The sequence below is a fragment of the Bacillus sp. FSL R5-0443 genome, from assembly GCF_038608285.1.
GTDB lineage: Bacteria > Bacillota > Bacilli > Bacillales > Bacillaceae > Bacillus > Bacillus velezensis.
This window is the reverse complement of record NZ_CP152013.1, coordinates 3,075,112-3,095,502: the sequence shown is the minus strand read 5'-3', so window position 1 is coordinate 3,095,502 and position 20,391 is coordinate 3,075,112. Positions and strand designations below refer to the sequence as shown.

The 20,391-nt window shown below is 43.2% G+C and carries 18 protein-coding genes and 3 pseudogenes; 14 read left to right on the top strand and 7 right to left on the bottom strand.

The features are described from left to right. Positions 1 to 247 precede the first annotated feature (247 nt). A complete protein-coding gene (locus NYE28_RS15480) occupies positions 248 to 1,042 on the top strand; it encodes a hypothetical protein (RefSeq protein ID WP_337681410.1) in 795 nt (264 codons plus the stop codon). 220 nt (positions 1,043 to 1,262) lie between these two features. After that, positions 1,263 to 1,778 (top strand): annotated as a pseudogene (locus NYE28_RS15475) (sigma-70 family RNA polymerase sigma factor). Positions 1,779 to 1,793: 15 nt separating this feature from the next. Here the strand turns inward: NYE28_RS15475 and NYE28_RS15470 are convergent. Both NYE28_RS15470 and NYE28_RS15465 read right to left on the bottom strand, forming a co-directional pair. Then, positions 1,794 to 2,211 (bottom strand): annotated as a pseudogene (locus NYE28_RS15470) (type II toxin-antitoxin system HicB family antitoxin). A 14-nt stretch (positions 2,212 to 2,225) separates the two neighbouring features. Continuing rightward, a pseudogene (locus tag NYE28_RS15465) lies at positions 2,226 to 2,407 on the bottom strand (type II toxin-antitoxin system HicA family toxin); the annotation flags it as partial. 95 nt (positions 2,408 to 2,502) lie between these two features. Here NYE28_RS15465 and NYE28_RS15460 point away from each other — a divergent pair. The 5 genes from NYE28_RS15460 (at position 2,503) to NYE28_RS15440 (ending at position 5,447) form a co-directional block, all read left to right on the top strand. Continuing rightward, positions 2,503 to 3,144: a hypothetical protein gene (locus NYE28_RS15460; RefSeq protein WP_327816135.1), complete on the top strand. Its 642-nt coding sequence runs from the start codon at positions 2,503 to 2,505 to the stop codon at positions 3,142 to 3,144. Positions 3,145 to 3,250: 106 nt separating this feature from the next. Beyond that, positions 3,251 to 3,850: a hypothetical protein gene (locus NYE28_RS15455; RefSeq protein ID WP_265971091.1), complete on the top strand. Its 600-nt coding sequence runs from the start codon at positions 3,251 to 3,253 to the stop codon at positions 3,848 to 3,850. Between the two features lie 83 nt (positions 3,851 to 3,933). Beyond that, entirely contained in the window at positions 3,934 to 4,269 is a 336-nt protein-coding gene (locus NYE28_RS15450) for a hypothetical protein (RefSeq protein WP_337681412.1), read from the top strand. Positions 4,270 to 4,566: 297 nt separating this feature from the next. Continuing rightward, on the top strand, positions 4,567 to 4,743 hold the full coding sequence (locus tag NYE28_RS15445) for a hypothetical protein (RefSeq protein WP_045506830.1): 177 nt from the start codon (positions 4,567 to 4,569) through the stop codon (positions 4,741 to 4,743). 23 nt (positions 4,744 to 4,766) lie between these two features. After that, entirely contained in the window at positions 4,767 to 5,447 is a 681-nt protein-coding gene (locus tag NYE28_RS15440) for a hypothetical protein (protein ID WP_044801556.1), read from the top strand. Positions 5,448 to 6,121: 674 nt separating this feature from the next. Here NYE28_RS15440 and NYE28_RS15435 read toward each other — a convergent pair. Beyond that, the gene (locus tag NYE28_RS15435) at positions 6,122 to 7,492 is read right to left on the bottom strand and encodes an aldehyde dehydrogenase (RefSeq protein ID WP_337681413.1); all 1,371 of its coding nucleotides are present in this window, start codon (positions 7,490 to 7,492) and stop codon (positions 6,122 to 6,124) included. A 255-nt stretch (positions 7,493 to 7,747) separates the two neighbouring features. Continuing rightward, entirely contained in the window at positions 7,748 to 8,350 is a 603-nt protein-coding gene (rpsD, locus tag NYE28_RS15430) for a 30S ribosomal protein S4 (RefSeq protein ID WP_003152406.1), read from the bottom strand. A 290-nt stretch (positions 8,351 to 8,640) separates the two neighbouring features. Between rpsD and NYE28_RS15425 the strand changes: the two genes are divergently transcribed. Then, complete coding sequence (locus NYE28_RS15425; RefSeq protein WP_015240386.1) at positions 8,641 to 10,389, top strand: sensor domain-containing diguanylate cyclase; 1,749 nt, start codon at positions 8,641 to 8,643, stop codon at positions 10,387 to 10,389. Positions 10,390 to 10,423: 34 nt separating this feature from the next. Here NYE28_RS15425 and NYE28_RS15420 read toward each other — a convergent pair whose 3' ends face one another. Beyond that, the gene (locus NYE28_RS15420) at positions 10,424 to 10,906 is read right to left on the bottom strand and encodes a GAF domain-containing protein (RefSeq protein ID WP_342490159.1); all 483 of its coding nucleotides are present in this window, start codon (positions 10,904 to 10,906) and stop codon (positions 10,424 to 10,426) included. Between the two features lie 125 nt (positions 10,907 to 11,031). On the opposite strand from NYE28_RS15420, the gene refZ reads away from it, so the two are divergent. Beyond that, positions 11,032 to 11,655: a forespore capture DNA-binding protein RefZ gene (gene refZ, locus NYE28_RS15415; RefSeq protein WP_025285110.1), complete on the top strand. Its 624-nt coding sequence runs from the start codon at positions 11,032 to 11,034 to the stop codon at positions 11,653 to 11,655. On the opposite strand, the gene hisJ is transcribed toward refZ, so the two are convergent. Next, a complete protein-coding gene (hisJ, locus tag NYE28_RS15410) occupies positions 11,645 to 12,457 on the bottom strand; it encodes a histidinol-phosphatase HisJ (protein ID WP_059368225.1) in 813 nt (270 codons plus the stop codon). The two genes, refZ and hisJ, sit on opposite strands and share 11 nt — an antisense overlap. 195 nt (positions 12,458 to 12,652) lie before the next feature. Between hisJ and ezrA the strand changes: the two genes are divergently transcribed. Continuing rightward, positions 12,653 to 14,344 (top strand): septation ring formation regulator EzrA, encoded by a 1,692-nt coding sequence (gene ezrA / locus NYE28_RS15405; protein ID WP_342490158.1) that lies wholly within the window; start codon positions 12,653 to 12,655, stop codon positions 14,342 to 14,344. A gap of 113 nt (positions 14,345 to 14,457) precedes the next feature. Here the strand turns inward: ezrA and brnQ are convergent, their stop codons facing one another. Next, a complete protein-coding gene (gene brnQ / locus NYE28_RS15400) occupies positions 14,458 to 15,798 on the bottom strand; it encodes a branched-chain amino acid transport system II carrier protein (protein ID WP_015240382.1) in 1,341 nt (446 codons plus the stop codon). Between the two features lie 193 nt (positions 15,799 to 15,991). Between brnQ and NYE28_RS15395 the strand changes: the two genes are divergently transcribed. The 4 genes from NYE28_RS15395 to NYE28_RS15380 all read left to right on the top strand — a co-directional run bounded on the left by NYE28_RS15395 (position 15,992) and on the right by NYE28_RS15380 (position 20,383). Continuing rightward, positions 15,992 to 17,137 carry a cysteine desulfurase family protein gene (locus tag NYE28_RS15395; RefSeq protein ID WP_032871698.1) on the top strand — a complete coding sequence of 382 codons (1,146 nt, stop codon included), beginning with the start codon at positions 15,992 to 15,994 and terminating at the stop codon, positions 17,135 to 17,137. A gap of 3 nt (positions 17,138 to 17,140) precedes the next feature. Then, positions 17,141 to 18,346, top strand: coding sequence for a tRNA uracil 4-sulfurtransferase ThiI (gene thiI, locus NYE28_RS15390; protein ID WP_015240380.1), 1,206 nt, complete (start codon positions 17,141 to 17,143; stop codon positions 18,344 to 18,346). Between the two features lie 80 nt (positions 18,347 to 18,426). Continuing rightward, positions 18,427 to 18,648 carry an alpha/beta-type small acid-soluble spore protein gene (locus NYE28_RS15385; protein WP_007408043.1) on the top strand — a complete coding sequence of 74 codons (222 nt, stop codon included), beginning with the start codon at positions 18,427 to 18,429 and terminating at the stop codon, positions 18,646 to 18,648. A gap of 148 nt (positions 18,649 to 18,796) precedes the next feature. Then, the gene (locus NYE28_RS15380; protein ID WP_124692780.1) at positions 18,797 to 20,383 is read left to right on the top strand and encodes an acyl--CoA ligase; all 1,587 of its coding nucleotides are present in this window, start codon (positions 18,797 to 18,799) and stop codon (positions 20,381 to 20,383) included. Positions 20,384 to 20,391: the final 8 nt, after the last annotated feature.

Genomic DNA, 20,391 nt, shown 5'->3' with positions numbered 1-20,391 from the left:
ATAGAGAAACACTGAGGCATAATTATTATTCTCTTATTTAGAGCAAGGATCAGGAATAGGTTGATAAATTTTTATATACAGGAAAATTTAAGAATAAAATAGACGCCTTATTGGTTGGATAAGAACAACGGGTTAAAAAAGGAGACAAGAGCAAGGGATTTGGAGAATAATAATGAAATCTTATTTGATTGGAAATTAATGAAACTATCCGTCATTCAGATCGTAAGATTAATAGAGGAGTGTTAATATGAATATAGATGTTGAAATATTTAAGATGGCACAAGAGGTAAAATGCGCTAAGAGTGTCAAAAATGTGTTTTGGGCATCGTCTTTCCTAAAATCTAAAGGAGACCGATGGAAAAAGAGGCTTTACTTCTTTCTTGGAGTTGTTAGTATAATAGCTTACTTTTTAATCGGAAGGGAATTTTTGTTTAAGAATTTATATTATTCATTAGAAGATTTGACTGCTAAATTAGATATTTCGAAGTCTAACGCTATTATATTAACTATAAGCCTTTCAATCTTTCCAATTATGGTGATAATTGCGGTTACTTTAAGGAAATATGCTATGTTGGTTGATCGTAAATGGGGAATAAGTGATTTATATTATTCACTTTCTTATAAGGCCTTAAAAAAATATTTACACAGAAAAAATTATAACGATAAAGTTATTGAAAAACGCATTTTACCTTATATAATATCGAAAAACTCCAATCTTGAGTTATATTCCATTGGTTCATTTCTGAAAGTTGTGATCCCGTCTATTGTAGTATCAATACCTGTTAGTATATTTGGGGTATTGTTTACCACAAGTATTAATGAATCAGCCAGTTTAGTAGAATTTAAGGGATTTTTATTAACTCTTGGTTCTATTACAATTATGTTATGGTTTATTGGTGCAACATCATTTAAAGCATTACCCACATTAAGTATTTTTAGTGAAAAAAAAGCATATAAGGAACTGGAACGGATTTTACAAGGATATTTATTAGAGAAAGAAATCAAACTGGGTAGTAGAAAGAAGATAAAGAGAAAAGTTTAATTAAGCCCTAGACGGAAAGCCTGTGGACACTGATCATTGTACAGATTTACTGTGCTCTGATTGGTGTCTGTTTTTTGTTTTTCGGAAGCATCGATAAAGAAGTGCTGAATATTGCGTAGGATTCAATCTGAGAGCATTTCCTCAAAGGTGGGGAATGGGTTGGAAAAGGATGAAACGAGCCGGGACCGGCTGATTTAAGGGGAAATAATAGGAGGAGCATATGCAAGATTTAATCATTGAATATAAAAGCGCGTTGAAAGATGTTAAAAAGATGTATCGGCAATTATCGGCGGTTGCTGACAGTCTCTTAACCGCTGAACAAAAAAACGATAAAAAGATAATTGGGGGCATGATGAACGACCTTGAATATACAATCGAATGGCTGCAGAATGGGAGACAACCCGGCGCCCGCCGTGGTGCTGATCGTAGGGATGTGTATAAAAGAACAATTCTGGCTGATCCGCGTTTAATTGATGCGCTGCCGGAAGAGTATGCAATCATTCAGGAGCCGAACTGAGAAGTAAGTGATTGGAATAAGGAGAGAATAGCGGATGCTTTATCTGTACTGACAGACCGCGAGAAAGATATTTTTATCATGCACGCTGTGCAAAATATGTCTTTTGAAGAAATAGCCGCTTTACTCAATATAAGAAAAGGAACCGTCCAAAAGAATATTGAACGATCCCGCTTAAAAATGAAAAATAGAGCAAATGACAGCCTTTTTTGTTTAGCTTAAACAGGCTGTCTTTTTTTATGATGATCTTTTATTAATGCCAAGCCGCTCACGTAATGCAAATTGAAGAAGCTGCGAAAAGTTTACACCTTCTTTTTCTGCTGCTTTTCGCCAGCCATTTAGGTACAGTAAGTGTTTTTTTCACCGCTTTGTTTTCCATTTCATCACGGACAATATCTGTCCAGGCGCTTACCATAACAACAAAACCGGTTGCCGGCACTTTGATATCTTTTGGAGCGGAGGGGGAAGGGATGTCTTCGCCGTCTTCTTCCATGCCATATAGAAAGCCTTCGAGCGCATCTTTTGCCATGCTCATAGCATCATCCACGTTTTCACCTTCTGAAATGCAGCCGGGTAAATCGGGAAAAGTAATTGTGTAGCCGTCGCTTCCGTCTGCTCCTGCATCAAAAATCGCCGGAAATAAATACTTTGCCATATATATAAAACCTCCTTACAAGGGGGTTGTTTAAGTATAGAATTTAGTGTGCTGGGTTTGAAGTCTTTTTTGGATGTGGGACTGTTACCGTGCCCGGTTTGGTTGGAAGTTTAAAGTGGTGATGACTATCAACAACCCGCTTTAAATACCACCCATCTTTAGTAAGTATCTTTATGATATCTCTTGAAGACTTCATGTTTCCCTCCCTTCAATTATAACGCGTGTTATTAATAAGTGTTGATACTTATTTTTGAAAAAAAGCATTTTTTGTCTTACGGTTGAGGCTAATTTATGAAAAGAACTTTTGTTCGACAAATTTCGCAAATCCTTACAATTTTTGAAGAGTGGTCGATATATTATTGGGGTGATAATATGACTAGAAATTTTGGCGAATCAAAAGGAATCAGAACTTATTTAGAAAATCGCTATGGAAAAATTCACAATCTAACAATAGATGAAGAAAAGGAGCTTCAAAAAACAATTATTTTAGATCATGAAGAAGATGATCTAAAAAGGATGTTTAACAAGGCAGAAGGTGCCATTAATATTTCAAAAGATAGTCAGTCTTTGCATGTGCAGCCCTTTTCATTTTTTATGGTAATGATTACTGTTTTATCTTCTGCTGCGGTAGGGGTATTCAGTTCTGCTATGGGCTTGCTCAATAGCATTTACGGAAAATATATAGATGGGAAAAAACTGAACAAAGAACAAATTTCAGGCTTATTGGATTCACTTGACTTCACTCCGATTTTTCGGTCAGTGTTATGGGCTGTGGCAATACCATTTTTCATTGTTTTAATAGCATGGTTTTTTTTCTATAGGAGGGAAACAGCAAAAATAGATAAACGATACATCATCTATGTTTTATTGAAAGAGTGTATAGATAACTACGATAAAATAAAGGGTCAAGTAGAACCAACTGAAGAAAATTAAAGGTGATAATAGTAAGCATCCTACGGGGTGCTTTTTGTTCGACAAATTTCGCAAACTATTCCATTGCCCTTTCATTTCATCAATAATAGGGTGGGAGGGAAAGAACTTGGATCAATTTTCATTTGTACAAGAGGCGGTAAGTAAAGGTAATGATTTATCTAGTGACTTGTTTGCTGTTTATATGGATATTGCGTCGACATTTCAGAATTACGAGACAACCTATGAGTATTTGTATGGAAAAACAAAAGAAGATGTTGATGCTAGAAAAAATTCAAATGGTGAACATATATTAATAGAGCCGATTATAATTCCTTCTGTTTCCAGTGCGTTATTTATTGGAATATATGGTGATTTTGAATACTATCTTAATTTAATTTGCAATGCTTATAAAACAAAACATGGTTATAAGATTGATCTAAAAGATATATCAGGAAATGGTATTGAAAGAGCTGTTTTGTATTTAACTAAAGTTGTTCAAGTTAGAGACTTAAAAAAAACACCTGAATGGAATAAAATAAAGCACTGGAATAGAATTAGAAATATTATTGTGCACAATAATCGAGTTATTAGAAATAAAGAAGATGAAGATTCAATTAATTTTTTGAATCTTAATATTAATAAAAAGCAAAATAGAGTGTATCTTTTAATAGATGATTGCAAAAGGTTTCATGATCTTATATTGAATTTTCTACGGATATGTATTTGAGTAGGTTTTTTGTTCGACAAATTTCGTAAATGTTCCATTGTCACTCACTTTTGCCGATAATATGGAGGGAGGGGGTGAACACTATGGATATTTTGCCGTTCAGGGACTTAATTCAAGATGGTTTAGGTAATTATTATGAGATTGTCAGCGTAGAGGGTGATGAACTAACAATCGTTAATTTCATTCTCTATAGAACTTTTACCAGGATTGTTAAAGAGGATTTTATGAAAGACTTCGAGAAATATGAAAATACGGTTTATGTTGGTCAACTTTTCATGGATATGTTAAACAGCAAAATCAATGGAATTAAAGAGGGGAAATTCCCAGGTAACATTTTCTTATTAGAGGATATACTAAAAAAATATAATGTTAGTAATTTACCTTTATACGAGAAACAAGCAAGCATAACTAGTAATTAAAAGCACTCTTCAAGGGTGCTTTTTTATATTCTCTGTAAACTGCGTCCGGTAAATCAGTCGTTGATATTTACTGATTTTGTTTCCATGTAGTTAATAAGAATCATTTATTATGCTCTACCATTTTTCCGCCTCTAATAATGTGTTAACATGTTTTTAATAAATCAGTATCTTTACAGCTAGCACAAGAAAAAAACAAGTTGTTAGAAAGTTGTAAGTAGACAAAATATTTCATATTTTATAAAATGTGGGTGTACTTAAAAACAAGCACCCGGAATTATGCAGATTGGAGAAATCAAAATGACTAATAAGAAAATTATCTTTGACATTATTATGTACATTATTTTCGGTGGGGTAAGTGTTTACTTATTTTCGCAAACTAATTTTGGGACAGGTGCGTTGATTTGTATTATTGTAATTTATCTTGCTGTTATCGGGTATAAAGTCAAACAGTTAGTCAGTCGGGCTGATTCTTAGGGTGCGTTAAGGGGGATTAGTAAGTGAAGAGGAAAAAAGTTTTGGCCGGAGTTTTGGCTGCGTCAATCGCTGCAGGTACAGTTTTACCAACAAGTTCTGCGTTTGCTAAAAACATTGAAGCACCTTCCTATGAACAGTTAAACAAGGATTTTAAAATCACAAGTGAAGTAATTAAGGATGACGGCAAACTAGTGGAGATTCAATACGCCAAACAAGGTGAGAAACACAAAGCTGTACTTAATGCAAAAGATCATACTGTTAAAGTAGATGGTGAATTGCAAAAAGGTTTGAGCTATGATTTTGATGAAAAGAAAGCAGAGATAGCAAATGGCACTCAAAATTCATCAGCGACAGATACATTCACAACAATGGCCGCGAAACCAAAGGCAGGATATAAGTATGTTGGAACGGTGTCTGGTCATACAAAAGAGTCTAAAAATGCAATCACCTTAGTGGGATCTTTATTTGGAACAATTCCTGGGCTTGGATGGGGTGCTAAGGCTGCAGGTGTCTTGTTTGCTTACTGGACCAAAGAACGAATCCCTGATGCTTATTACAAATATGATTTGTATGAAAAAGGTGCAATGACTAACTCATGGTATCAATATACTACAACTCAATTTTTTGAAGATAAAGCACATAAAAAGCCGATGGGTAAACCTTGGACAAGCAGCCCAACAAAAATCGACTTGCCTAATAGCTAACCGGGAAAGCAGGTGTTTAAGCCTGCTTTTTTATATTCTCTGTAAACTGCTTCCAATAAATCTCGGAAATACGAATGGCAGTTAACAGTCTGAGGACGAGGGGCAGTTTAGAAAGAATATAAAGGAGGGATTCCATAAAAACAATTAGTCAAGCCTTTGAGGAATTAGGAAAGAATGTGAGGTGTGCGGCTTCAAAGGATGCCAATGCCCAAGCCGCTATCCACAGAAGCTTTTATAATGTTGAGGGAAGAAGATAGAGCATGGAAACAATTTGTGCGCACTCATTTGAGACGTCATGGTTTATTGCGCTCACGTTCTTCTGCTTGTCGTGTGTAGTCTGTTCAGGTAAATCAGAAAAGGAATAAGTATGGGAAGGCAACGTGACGAATTAGATAAATACAGCACGCTGGAAGCGAGTAAAAAAGCCCTTCTAATTAGGGACGGCTATTTGTGTTGTGAGTGACGTCGTCGTGGATTAAATGGAATATTTATACTGCTGAGAATTATTATAGGACTCACCAGGGTGATGAGGATTAACCTTTCCTACAGTTGGGTTGGTTCATTTTTACTATTAGACTTCGATTTGAACTATTAAAAATAGGTTTAATTTAGGAGAGGAACCGATTAATTGGTGTATAGAGGATTTATAAAAAGCGCAGATACTCTGCGCTTTTTTATTTAAGTATTTTCCGAATCACTCGCAGCCCGTTTTTGGAAGAAGGATAACGGAAAGCGAAGTCGAAGCGGTTCGTTTGTTTGACGACGCTTTTTTTGTGCGTAAACGTGTTAAAGCTGTCAAATCCGTGATAGCTCCCGATGCCGCTTTCCCCGACGCCGCCGAATGGCAAATACGGCGTCGCAACATGCATTAACGTATCATTGATACAGCCTCCGCCAAACGACAGATTCTCTAAAACAGCGCGCTCAGTTTCTTTGTTTGTGGTGAAGAGATACAGAGCGAGCGGCTTTGGGCGTGATTGGACTTTCTCGATGACTTCATTGATATCGCCGTATGTAAACAGCGGAAGAATTGGCCCGAAAATCTCCTCCTGCATCACTGGAGAGTCATCCCTCACTTGTTCGAGAATGGTCGGCGCAATTTTATGATGAGCGGGATCAGATTGTCCGCCTGTGAGCGGGACGCCATCATTCAGAAAGCTGAGCAGCCGCTGATAGTGGCGTTCACTGACGATTTTGCCGTACTGCGGATTTTGTTCAGGCTGAGGGCCGTAAAATTCACTGATCGCACGCTTCATTTCTTCTGTGAGCTTCGTTTTGATATCTTGGTGGACAAATAAATAATCCGGTGCGATGCAGGTTTGCCCTGCATTTGTAAATTTCCCGAAGACGATGCGTTTGGCGGCAAGCTGTATATCAGCATCCTTATGGACAATGCAGGGACTTTTGCCGCCGAGCTCCAAGGTAACGGGAATTAATTGTTTGGCGGCGGCCTCCATGACGATTTTTCCCACGGCAACGCTTCCAGTGAAGAAAATATAGTCAAAGGGCTGCTGTAATAACACAGTGCTGACGTCGGGCCCGCCCTCCGCCATAGCGACATAGTCACTCGGAAAAACGCTGCTGATGAGTTTGGAAAGAACAGCGGAAACCGCCGGGGTATATTCTGACGGTTTGAGAACGACTGTGTTTCCGGCCGCAATGGCTCCAATCAAGGGTGAAAGCGCCAGCTGCAAGGGATAATTCCAAGGCGCAATCACCAAAACGGTTCCATATGGCTCAGGGATAATGATGCTTTTCGAGCCTAGGTGAGTCAGAGGCGTTTTGACTCGTTTCGGTTTGATCCATTTTCCCAGCCGCTTCATCACAAAACTGATTTCCTCCAGTACAATTCCGATTTCTGTCGTGTACGACTCCTGTTCGGATTTGTGGAGATCCTGATAGAGAGCGGCTATGAGATCGGCTTCATGAGTTTTGACGGCTTGTTTCAGCTTCTGCAAAATGTTCAGTCTCGATTCTAGCTGTCTCGTATGCCCCGCCGCAAAATAGGCTTTGTGCTTGCTGACGATAGAGGGGATGCTGTTCATTCAGTCGCTCCTTTTTTGTAAGGTATGATGATTCATTATGTAAAAAATCGCTTCTGCTTGTCAAATGGGTTTTTCTAATGTACATGTAGCTGAAAAGCCAGTTGGTACATAAAAAAAGCCCCGGACAGGGGCTTTTTTTAATAAAGAGAGGGAGCATCTGTCCATTATTCTGACAGCCCAAAAGAAAAACCCCGGAAACATTGTCATCACAACATGTCCGGGGTTTAATCCAATGCTCTTTAAAGAGCGTTTTACTTAACGGGAGTAGAACTCAACGATAAGCGCTTCGTTAATTTCCGGAGCAAGCTCAGAGCGCTCTGGAAGACGAGTGAATGTACCTTCAAGCTTTTCAGCGTCGAAAGTAAGGTACTCAGGAACGAAGTTGTTTACTTCTACAGATTCTTTGATGATAGAAAGGTTTCTTGATTTTTCGCGAACACCGATTGTTTGACCAGGTTTTACTTGGTAAGACGGAATGTCAACGCGGCTTCCGTCAACAAGGATGTGACCGTGGTTGACTAATTGGCGTGCTTGACGGCGAGTGCGCGCAAGACCGAGCTTGTACACAACGTTATCAAGACGTGCATCTAAAAGAATCATGAAGTTTTCGCCGTGTTTACCAGTCATTTTTGCAGCTTTGTCAAACAATGTGCGGAATTGACGTTCGTTTACACCGTACATGTGACGAAGTTTTTGCTTTTCTTGCAATTGCAAACCGTATTCTGATAGTTTTTTACGCTGTCCCGGACCGTGGGGGCCTGGTGCGTAAGGGCGTTTTTCTAATTCTTTACCTGTACCGCTAAGAGAGATTCCTAAACGGCGAGACAGTTTCCAAGATGGACCTGTATAGCGAGCCATAATGTGACTCCTCCTTTGGTTTTATTTTGTGGAAAATAAAAACCGTCTGTTCGATCCGACCGTGCACATTTTGTTTTCATGTATCCTCGCTCCAGCAGCAGAGAGTTACACGATACACCTTACAGCTAAGGAACAAAATGCAAACACAGAAGCTGAACAAAAAGGCTGCAATATTTCACACAAAGAACATTATATGATTTTTCTCCGCCGCCGTCAACCATTTCTCCATGAAGAGTGCCGGTTTATGATATAATGTACAAAAATGAGTAGTACATGTTTAGGTGATAAAAATGAAAAAACAAACAATTGATGAAGTGACGGCCTTTCATCAGAAAATGCTTTCTTTTTTCTTAACGAAATCTGAATCCGTCTCATTATCCGACTCGCTGTTATGGCTGGCCTCAGCTCTAGAATCCTGCTTTACATCTCTTTCATTGACCCTTTCACCGGCAGAATCAACACGTTTCACCATAAAAACAGAAGATGAACCGCATTATGCTCCGCTGAAAGAGAGTGACGGCCGTTTTATGATCAGGAATCAGACCTCCGGCAGATCCTTTTATCTGTGCTCGGAAGGCGGGCTGCCGATTCCGGAATCATTGCCTGAGATCGTTACTCAGTTTATTAATCAATCTGTGAGACAAAGCGGGCTGTTTGACAAAACGAAGCATCAGCGGAAAATTCACAGAATGACAGAAATGTTCCATTCGCTTTTGGACCAAAATGAGGTTTTGGAAAAACTGCAGGCAAGTTTGAGTACGGCTTTCCGGTCTTTCCGTTTTTCACTGTTTATCACGCAGGATCAGGATACGGACAGACAGCTTCCCGCAAAAGAATTACATATGGACGGAAAAGATGCCGATCCGTCTGCCCTGAAGGTTTATTTATCGGGGAGACTGCTCAGAAAAGGCAGGTCATCTGCTTATCTGCCGATCAAAGGCCAGCAGGGGACTTACGGGGTTCTGAAGACGGAGGGGCTGCAGGATGCCGTTCTTTCGTGCAGTACTCTCAGTGAAATGCTGCTGCTTGCGGGCGCAGCGGGAAAAGCATTTGAAAATGCGCAGCTCTATGAGCAATCGAAGAAAAGCATTGCGAATCTGGAGCTCATTAATGAAACATCGCGCCAGCTGAATCAGCGCCTCAGACTCACTGATACGATGCGGGAGCTCGCCGCCATTATGACCCAATCGTTTCATGCGGAAGAAGTGGCTTTTTTTCATATTGATCATTTTGAGACGCAAAATCTCCTTCCGGGACATACCGCTTTTTTTAAGACAGAACGTGCGAACCCCTATATCAGCATTGTGAAAGAAAAGCTGTTCGAGGGAGAAAAGGGCGTGTTTATCGGCAGCGGAAAGACTGTATTCGGCGAAAACGGTTTCGGCTCGCTGATGGCGGTGCCGATGATCGAAAATGACACCGTCTTCGGGTTCGCGATTTTATTGAAAAAGGATTTGTATGCTTTTACGTTTGAAATGTATAAACTTTTTCAAGCGCTCATTCACCATGCGACATTGGCGGTTACGAACTCCATGCTGCGCGACAGGCTTGAGCATCTTGTTCAGACAGACCAGCTGACGGAGCTGTATTCAAGAACCTATTTGGATGAGAAAATTCAATACAGCATGAAAATTCATAAACGGGGTGTATTCATCCTCGTTGATATCGATAATTTCAAAAATATTAATGATACATACGGTCATCAAACGGGAGATTCGATCCTGATTCAGGTGGCCTCCGTTATGAAGAACCATATTCGTGAGCATGATGTCGCTGCGAGGTGGGGGGGCGAGGAGCTGGCTGTCTATCTGCCGAATATCAACGTGTCATCCGGAGAACGCATCGCTAAAAGGCTGGTTAGCGCCATCCGGGAAAATACCGAGCCGCGCGTGACGATTTCCTGCGGCGTTTCCTGCTGGTCAAAGACCGGCCCGATGCCGTTGAAATTGCTCGTTCAGCAAGCGGATGAGGCGCTTTATATCGCCAAACGGAACGGCAAAAACCGGCTGATCATCCATCAAAACAGCACGACGACATAAAAAAGGAGCCGGCCTGCCGGCCGGGCTCCTTTTTTTATCCTAATCGTTTTTCAAGCGTTTCAACAAACTTTGCTAAATAGGTTTCGTCCGTTTCATCAAAACGGTTTTTCACGGGGCTGTCAATGTCCAGCACACCGATCACTTCACCGTTTACGCGGATCGGGAGAACGATTTCTGACTGGGAAGCCGCGTCACAGGCGATATGTCCCGGGAACGCATTCACATCGGTAATCCGCTGCACGTCGCCATTAGAGTAGGCAGTGCCGCATACGCCTCTGCCGAACGGAATGCGCACACAGGCAGGAAGTCCTTGAAACGGTCCGAGCACGAGCTCGCCCTCTTTAGCGAAGTAAAACCCCGCCCAGTTGACTTCATGTAATGAATGGTATAAAAGCGCTGACGCATTTGCGTAATTTGCGATCGCATCCGTTTCATCTTCTGTCATGGCTTCGAGCTGTTTAAGCAGAAGCTGATAACTTTTTTCTTTATCTCCGGATTGTTTTTCGACATGAAACATGGAAAACCCTCACTTTTTCTATAATATCAAACAAAGTTCCGGCCGTTCTGCCGGCATTTGTCGAGAAGTTCTTACAGGAACGGCGCCTTTCTGCTTGAATTGTTACACATAAAGGGGTGAGCCGTATGAAAGTAAGCACCAAAGACAAAATTATTAACGCCGCTGTCCAGCTGTTTAACCAAAAAGGTTATTCCGGCACGTCCGTCCGTGAAATCGCAAAGTCAGCTGATGTAAATGTTGCGCACATCTCCTACTATTTTAAAGGGAAAGGCGGATTAATGGAACATTTAGTTTCCGAGTTTTACGAAGGCTATACTGAAGCGCTGGAAAAAGCTGCCGTCAGTATGAACGGTGAAGACGCGCAGGAACGCATCCTGCGGGTGATTTTCGATATTTTATCCTATCAGCACAATAACCGTCAATTAACGCGGTTTGTGTACCGGGAAGTGACGATTGATTCCGTGCTTATCAGGGAAATTATGTCTACTTACTTAATGAAAGAAAAATATATTTTCCAGCTGGTGATTGAAGAAGGGCAGTCACGCCACAGGCGGCTGACGCTGCCCGTGCCGCATTTTATTCTGCAATTGAAATCCCTCTTGATGATGCCGTATCTCCAGCCTCAATATATTACGGAGGTACTCTATATGCAGCCTCATGAGCCGTACTTTTATAAAAGGTATTTTGAAGAGGTGAAGATCTGGATCGAAAGCGTGTTCCGACGGCCTGATGCAGCGCTTATGAAGTAATGATGTTTTTGTACGTTTCGTAGGAACTGCCGACATCTTCCGCTTGATGGGCGTCCGACCCGAATATGAGCGGGATTTTTTTTTGCTTCGCCGTCTCAGCCATCCAATCCTCCATGTATACTTCCCCGGCAAACTTCTTTCTGAGCCCGGATGTATTCACATCCAGCTCCATTCCGTGTTCTTTCACGGCGTCAAGACAGCGGGCCGCAAGCTCTCTTATTTGAGGTGACATGCTGTAAGGGAAAAGGCGCGCGAATTTTTTGACGAGCGTGATATGGCCGACCCGTTTTGGCTTAAAGGGGCCGAGCGGTGTTACAATGGAAGAATACACAGTTTCATAGTATTGTTCATATACGGCTTCAATGCTTCCGAATTGTGCGACAAGCTGCTGAAAGGCGTGCTCGTCAAAATCGAGGCATATATAAGACGGACCGGTCTTCAAAAAATGAACGGATAAAATGCCGTCATCCAGTGAGGGGCCGTACGTGTTCAGAAACGCCGCGGTTTCCTCTTCATACCCTGTGATAAAATCGGTTTCAAGTCCAGTCAGAATGCTGATTTGTCCATCGTATTCCTTTTTCAGCTGTGACAGCCGCTCCAAATAAACCTCCATCTGTCTGAGATCCATCGCGCTGTCCTGAAGCGGTACGGGATCTTGAAATGACGGAGGAAGGGGGGCGTGCTCTGTAAATGTGATCGAGTCAAAGCCTCTTTCCAGGGCCTTTTCGACATATTGTTTCAGCGCATCCTTCGAGCCGTGAGGGCAAAAAGGGGTGTGGATATGAGCGTCTCGTTTTTCCATTTGTGTCACTCCATTAAAAAATTGCAGAATCCTGCCGAAATTATGCAAAAAGTTTTTGATTTCTGGTCAAAAAATGTTGGTTACATGGTATCATAATAACAATGAAAACGACAGATTTTCTCAATACATATATTGAAATCTTTCTGAATACATAAAACACCCTGACAGATTAAGAGAACAACAAGGGGGCTCATTATGGAGTTAGTCATCGGATTATTGGTTATACTGCTCGCGCTCTTTGCGGCGGGCTACTTTTTCAGGAAAAAAATTTATACGGAAATTGACCGGCTGGAATCATGGAAGATTGAAATTTTAAACCGTTCGATAGTGGAAGAAATGTCCAAGATCAAACATCTGAAAATGACCGGAGAGACGGAAGAGTTCTTTGAAAGATGGCGCGAGGAGTGGGATGAAATTGTCACAGCCCATCTGCCGAAAGTAGAAGAGCTCCTTTATGATGCCGAAGAGAACGCCGACAAATACCGGTTTAAAAAAGCGAATCAGGTGCTTGTCCACATCGACGACCTCCTCACTGCAGCAGAATCAAATATAGAAGGCATACTGCGTGAGATCAGCGACCTTGTGACGAGCGAGGAAAAAAGCCGCGGAGAGAGTGAACAGGTGCGTGAGCGGTATTCAAAAGCGCGGAAAAACCTTCTGGCGTACAGCCATCTCTACGGAGAGCTTTATAACAGCCTGGAGACGGATCTCGACGAAATCTGGAGCGGCATAAAAGAGTTCGAAGAAGAGACGGAAAGCGGCAATTACATCAAAGCGAGAAAAGTGCTGCTTGAACAGGACCGCAGACTGGATCAGCTTCAGACATACATAGATGACGTTCCGAAACTGCTTGCGGACTGTAAACAGACCGTGCCGAACCAAATTGCCAAGCTGAAAGACGGCTACCGGGAAATGACGGAAAAAGGCTACAAATTGGAGCATATTCAAATCGAAAAAGAGCTGGATACACTCACAAATCAAGTGAAACGGGCCGAAAACGCGCTTTTAGAAGAATTGGATGTCGACGAAGCGTCCGCCATCCTTCAGCTGATTGATGAAACCATTCAATCGATGTATGAACAGCTGGAAGGCGAAGTGGAAGCCGGACAGTCCGTATTAAGCAAAATGCCTGAGCTGATCATCGCGTATGAGAAGCTTGAGGAAGAAAAAGACCGCACAAAAACCGAAACGGAGCTCGTCAAGGAAAGCTATCAGCTGACGGCGGGAGAAATCAGCAGGCAGCATGCCTTCGAAAAACAGCTGGAAACGATCGGCCGGCTCCTTGAGCAGGCGAGAGAAAAGCTTGACGGCGAGCATGTCGCTTACTCGCTGCTGATTGAAGAAGTCGAGGCCATTGAAAAGCAGATGGAAGAGGCTCAGAAAGAACATGCCGAATACCGTGAAAATCTGCAGGCGCTCAGAAAAGAAGAACTGCTGGCGCGGGAAACGCTGATGAATCTTCGGAAAACCATTTCTGACACGGCCCGAATGCTGCAAAAAAGCAACGTGCCGGGTATTCCTGAACAAGTCAAGGACAAGCTCGAGACGGCAAATCATCATATAGAAGAAACCGTCAGCCAATTGGAAGAGCTGCCGCTGAACATGGAGGAAGCCGCCAAACATCTGGCCGAAGCCGAAAAGGTTGTTGAGGAAGTCAGCGAAGAGGCGGAAGATCTTGTGATTCAGGTGAAGCTGATTGAGCGGATCATCCAGTACGGCAACCGCTTCCGAAGCCAGAATCATATTTTATCCGAACAGCTGAAAGAAGCGGAACGGCTGTTTTATGCTTACAGCTATAATGAAGCTTATGAGATGGCTGCAGATGCTGTTGAAAAAGCAGCTCCCGGCGCCGTGAAAAAAATTAAAGCTGATCAATCTGCTTCATAGACGCATAAGCAAAAACTGCACCCTGATGGAAATCAGAGGTGCAGTTTTTTAGTTTCTCACGGAATATAAAAAGCGCCTGCGGCTGATATACATCAAACCGCAGGCGCTGAATGTTACGATTTTGCTTTATTTAATTCGATGGGCGGGCTGGTAAAAAACGTGATAATGCAGCCGATGATCGCTCCGGCAATGCCCGGAAGCACCCAGCCGATTCCCATGCTGTAAAGCGGAAGATTTGCGTTTAAGAATGAATCTAATGATCCGAGCGGAATGCCGGCTGCCTTCAAACCGTCCAGGATACTGAACAGCCCCGTTCCGATCAGGCAGGCGATATAGACTTCGCGTCTTTCCTTAAAGATTTTATCAATAAAGGAAAGGACGATAATGACAATCGCCAGCGGGTAAATGGCTGATAAAATAGGAACTGAAAATGCAATAATCTCAGCAAGTCCGAAATTTGAAATCGCCAGACTGAACAGCGTGACAATCGTAACCACCATTTTGTATGATAAAGCGGGAATCAATTTTGAAAAATATTCGCCGCAAGATGTGACAAGCCCGATGCTTGTCGTTAAACACGCAACGGTGATGGCGGCGCCGAGAACGATGTTTCCCAGTGAACCGAACAGGTAATCAGATGAAGCTGATAAAATCTTTGCGCCTTCGCCGAGCGGCCCCACAGCGTCCGTGCTTGTCGCTCCCAAATAGGCCAAAGATAAATAAATGAATGTCAAACCTGCCGCTGCAATCAGACCCGCTTTAATACAAGCGGCGGCGAGCGCTTTGCGCTGGGTGACGCCCCTGCTTTTAACAGCGTTGACGACAACGACGCCGAAGACGATTGAGGCGAGCGCATCCATTGTTTTATAGCCTTCCAAAAATCCTTTGAACACCGGCGTTCCGGAATATGCCTGATGTACGGCGCCCAGCCCGCCCATCGGAGTGACAATCGCTTTTACGACGATGATTAAAATAATACCGAATTTAATAGGAGTCAAAATCTTTCCGACTCTGTCCACGATTTTGGAAGGATTAAGAGCTAAATAATACGTAATAGAAAAAAAGATCAACGTGAAAACAAATAAAGATAATCTTTCCGGAATGCCGCTTAAAAACGGAACTGCACCGATTTCATATGAAACGGTTCCGGTTCTGGGGATCGCGAAAAGCGGCCCGATTGATAAATAAAGCACAACGGTGAAAATAGTCCCGAATACCGGGTGAGCCTTATCGGCAAGCCCTTTCGCGTCTTTGCCCGTTAATGCGATGGCGATAATACCCAAAAGCGGCAGACCAACGCCGGTCAGTAAGAAACCGCCCATCGCTTTCCAGACATTATGCCCCGCCGCTTGCCCGAGCTCCGGCGGATATATCATATTTCCTGCCCCGAAAAAAAGTGCGAAAAGCATGAAACCGATAATAACGGTATCTTTGACAGGTAGTGAGTGTTTCATAAAAATCCTCCTAAATACTATGTTGAAATATTCTGTCAATTAATTGTCAGATAATATAACAAAACGAACATTACTTATTATATGGCAATGTACAGAGAAGTCAATACTCGATTTATTGCGAATTTATATTTACTTTTGTTATGGTAGCATAAATATCATACGATGTACCGTTTTCATTAAAGGAGTAAAAAAAATGATATATTTAGACAACAGCTCAACGACCGAGCCGTATGAAGAGGTATTGGATGTGTACAAACAGACGAGCAGCCGTTATTTCGGCAATCCTTCGTCTCTGCACCGGTTAGGAACTGAGACGGAACAGCTCCTTGAAGCGGCCGCTCAGCAAATAAAAAAAACCTTGCGTTTAAAAAATTATGATATTGTATTTACATCAGGCGCGACTGAAGCGAATAACGCTGCGTTAAAGGGAGCAGCCTGGGCAAACATGAGTAAAGGAAGACATATCATTGCTTCGGCGATTGAGCATCCTTCTGTGACGGAGACACTTGATCAGCTGACAGAGCTGTTCGGCTTTGAAGTCACATATCTTCCGGCCGATCAAAACGGCTTCGTTTCTTTGAAAGACGTCAAATCGGCTATCAGGCCGGATACGATAATCGTCAGCGTCATGCATGTCAATAACGAAGTCGGCTCCATTCAGCCCGTAAAGGAAATCGGCGGGTTTTTGAAGCAGCACCGGAATATTCTGTTTCATGTTGATCATGTGCAGGGCATTCATAAAGTTCCGCTGTCTATAGAAGAAGCGGGCATTGACCTTTGCACCGTTTCAGGGCATAAGTTTCACGGCTTAAAAGGGACCGGAGCGCTTATCGTCAAAAAAGGAACGCGGCTCATTCCGCTTATCACGGGCGGCTCGCAGCAAAAAGGCGTCCGCGCCGGAACAGAACACACGGCAGGCGCCGTTTCCCTTGCGAAAGCGATCAATCTTTCCGCGCGTGACATGAATGAGCGGCTTTCTTCCGTGGAGGCTGCCAAGAATGCGCTCATGGAAAGGCTGAGCGGGACGGACGGGGTCGTCATCAACACCCCCGCTGAAAACAGCGCGCCGCATATCATTAATTTTTCCGTTCCGGGCGTGAAGGCGGAAGTGCTGCTGCACATGCTTGAGGAAAAAGGAATATATGTCTCCACAACCGCGGCATGTTCGGCAAGAGAGCACAAACCGAGCCGTGTTCTTCTGCAAATGAATAAAGGCGAACAGATTGCATCAAGCAGCATCAGAGTCAGCCTGAACTTCAGCCATACAGCTGACATCACGGAGCCGTTTATGGCCGCGCTGGTGCCGGCTGTTCAAAAACTAAAAAAAATGATGAGGTAGCATATGAATTACGATCATATTTTAATCCGTTTTGGTGAAATATCCACAAAAGGAAAAAACAGACGCAGTTTTATTGAAAGATTAAAACAGAATATCCGCCTGGTATTAAAGGATTATAAAAAAGTAAAATACTTTTCAAACCGGGACCGGATGTCAATTACACTTAATGGAGAAAACCCGGAGGAAATTTGTTCCTTATTAAAGAATATATTCGGCATTCAAAGCTTTAGTCTCGCAATTAAATGCGAAAGCAAGCTGGAAGACATTAAAAAAACGGCTTTAGCCGCGATAGAAGGCGAATATAAACCGGGGAATACGTTTAAGGTCGAGACCAAACGGGCTTACAAACAGTTTGAATTAGATACGAATGCGATGAACGCTGAAATCGGCGGCCATATTTTGAAAAACACGGATGGATTAACCGTCGATGTGAGAAATCCCGATATTCCGCTTCGGATTGAAATCAGGGAGGAAGCGACGTTCCTGACCATTCGTAACGAAAAAGGCGCCGGAGGCCTTCCTGTCGGTTCCGCGGGTAAAGCGATGCTGATGCTTTCCGGCGGTTTTGACAGTCCGGTCGCCGGTTTTTACGCGATGAAACGGGGATTATCAGTTGAAGCCGTACATTTCTTCAGTCCGCCGTATACGAGTGAACGGGCAAAGCAGAAAGTCATGGATCTCGCGGGATGCCTCGCGAAGTTCGGCGGCAGTATGACACTTCATATCGTGCCGTTTACAAAGACGCAGGAACTCATCCAAAAACAAATCCCGGAGAACTATACGATGACGGCGACGCGGCGTCTTATGCTGCAAATCGCGGACAGAATCAGAGAAGAACGGAAAGCGCTCGCGATCATTACGGGAGAAAGCCTCGGGCAGGTAGCGAGCCAGACGCTTGAAAGCATGTATGCGATCAATGCGGTGACGGCAACGCCGATTTTGCGCCCTTTAATCGGAATGGACAAAACAGAAATCATCGAGAAATCAAAAGAAATCGGCACTTATGAAACAAGCATTCAGCCGTTTGAGGACTGCTGCACCATCTTTACGCCGCCAAGTCCGAAAACACGCCCGAAAAGAGAAAAAATCGAGCACTTCGAAAGCTTCGTTGATTTTGAACCGCTGATTGCAGAGGCCGCTGCCGGCATCGAAACCATCACTGTTTACTCGGAGCAGGAAGCTCACGATAAGTTTGCCGGCCTGTTTTAAAACTGTATACAATTACCAAAGTTTTTTTGAATGAAGACATGTGTTTTATCACATTCTATACTCACAAGGAGGTGATACACATGTCACAACAATCAAACAGCGGAAACAGCAACCAGCTTTTAGTGCCAGGCGCTGCTCAAGCTATCGACCAAATGAAGTATGAAATCGCTTCTGAATTCGGTGTAAACCTTGGACCGGAAACAACTTCTCGCGCCAACGGTTCTGTCGGTGGAGAAATCACAAAACGTCTTGTCTCTTTTGCTCAGCAAAGCATGGGCGGAAGCAGCCAGCAGCAGTTTTAATCACAACTTCACATAATGGCTAAGAGAGCGGGGAATTCCCCGCTCTTTTTTCATGAGTATAGATAGAAGGCGGGAAGCAATTTATGCATATTTTTATTGTAATGGCCTATGTTTATGTATAATGGGGAAAGAAAGTGAGGAGTTGTTCGTGTTAAAACGAGAAGATTTAATCGCCCCAAAGAACTATAACCTTGTAAATGAAATCGAAAAGTTCAGCCGTTCCAAAGAGAAGAACGCGCTTATTTGGGAAGATCAAACAGGCGGCAAGAAAGTCTGGACGTATGAAAAATTGATGGAAGAAACGAATAAAATCGGAGCCCGCCTGAAAGGTCTCGGATTTGAAAAAGGCGATAAGCTGATTGTCATGGTTCCGAGAGTGCTTGAAGCGTATGCCGTTTATTTAGCGATCTTAAAAGCGGGAATGGTCGTCATTCCTTGCTCGGAAATGCTGCGCGCCAAAGACCTTGAATACCGGATCAAACACGCCGAAGTGAAAGGCGCTATCGTTTATCCTTCATTTATAAACGCGTTTGACGAGGTGAATACCGAGCAGCTGGTGACATTGTCAATCGGTGAAAATAATGCCGGCTGGAAAAACCTCCTAACGATTGAAGCGGACGGAGACAGTTTTCAAACAGCTGATACAACAAGAGAAGACATGGCGTTTTTGTCCTATACTTCAGGCACGACCGGCCAGCCTAAAGGCGTTGTACATACACACGGCTGGGCCTTTGCCCATTTAAAAACATCAGCCGGTGCATGGCTGGATATTTCTGAAGACGATACAGTGTGGGCCACCGCGGCGCCCGGCTGGCAGAAATGGGTGTGGAGCCCGCTGCTCGCAATTCTGGGAAGCGGCGCGACAGGAGTCATTTATCACGGCAGATTCAACGCCAAGACGTATTTAGAGCTGCTGGAGCGCCATCAAGTAAATGTCTTCTGCTGTACCCCGACGGAATACCGCCTGATGGCAAAAGTGGAGGAGTTGGACAAATATGATCTTTCTGCCCTTCACAGCGCAGTTTCTGCGGGTGAGCCATTAAACCGGGAAGTCATTGACGTATTCCGGAAGCATTTCGGCATTAAAGTGAGGGACGGATACGGCCAAACGGAGAGCACCCTGTTAGTCGGCGTCCTGAAGGACATGGATATTAAGCCGGGAAGCATGGGCAAACCGACCCCTGGAAATCAAGTGGAGATTATAAACGATAAAGGCGAAATATGCGAAACAGGCGAAACGGGCGATATCGCCGTGCATTTGAGCACACCGGCCTTATTCAAGGAATATTATAAAGATCCCGAAAGAACGAAAAAGCAGATTCGCGGAGATTATTTTCTTACAGGAGACCGCGCGAAAAAAGACGAAGACGGCTACTTTTGGTTTGAGAGCCGCAATGATGACATTATCGTCAGCTCCGGATATACAATCGGGCCTTTTGAAGTAGAGGACGCGCTCGTGAAGCATCCGGAAGTGAAAGAATGTGCCGTCGTGGCGAGCCCGGATGAAATCAGAGGTTCAATCGTAAAAGCTTATGTCGTTTTACAAGACGATGAAAAGCGCAGTGACGAACTTGTCAAAGAACTGCAAAACCACGTAAAAACGATTACGGCGCCTTACAAATATCCGAGAGAAATTGAGTTTGTCGAAAGCCTGCCGAAAACGGCGTCCGCAAAAATCAGACGTGTGGAGCTGAGACAGCGTGAAGAACGGCTGAAGGCTGATAAAAAAGCATAATACAGGAT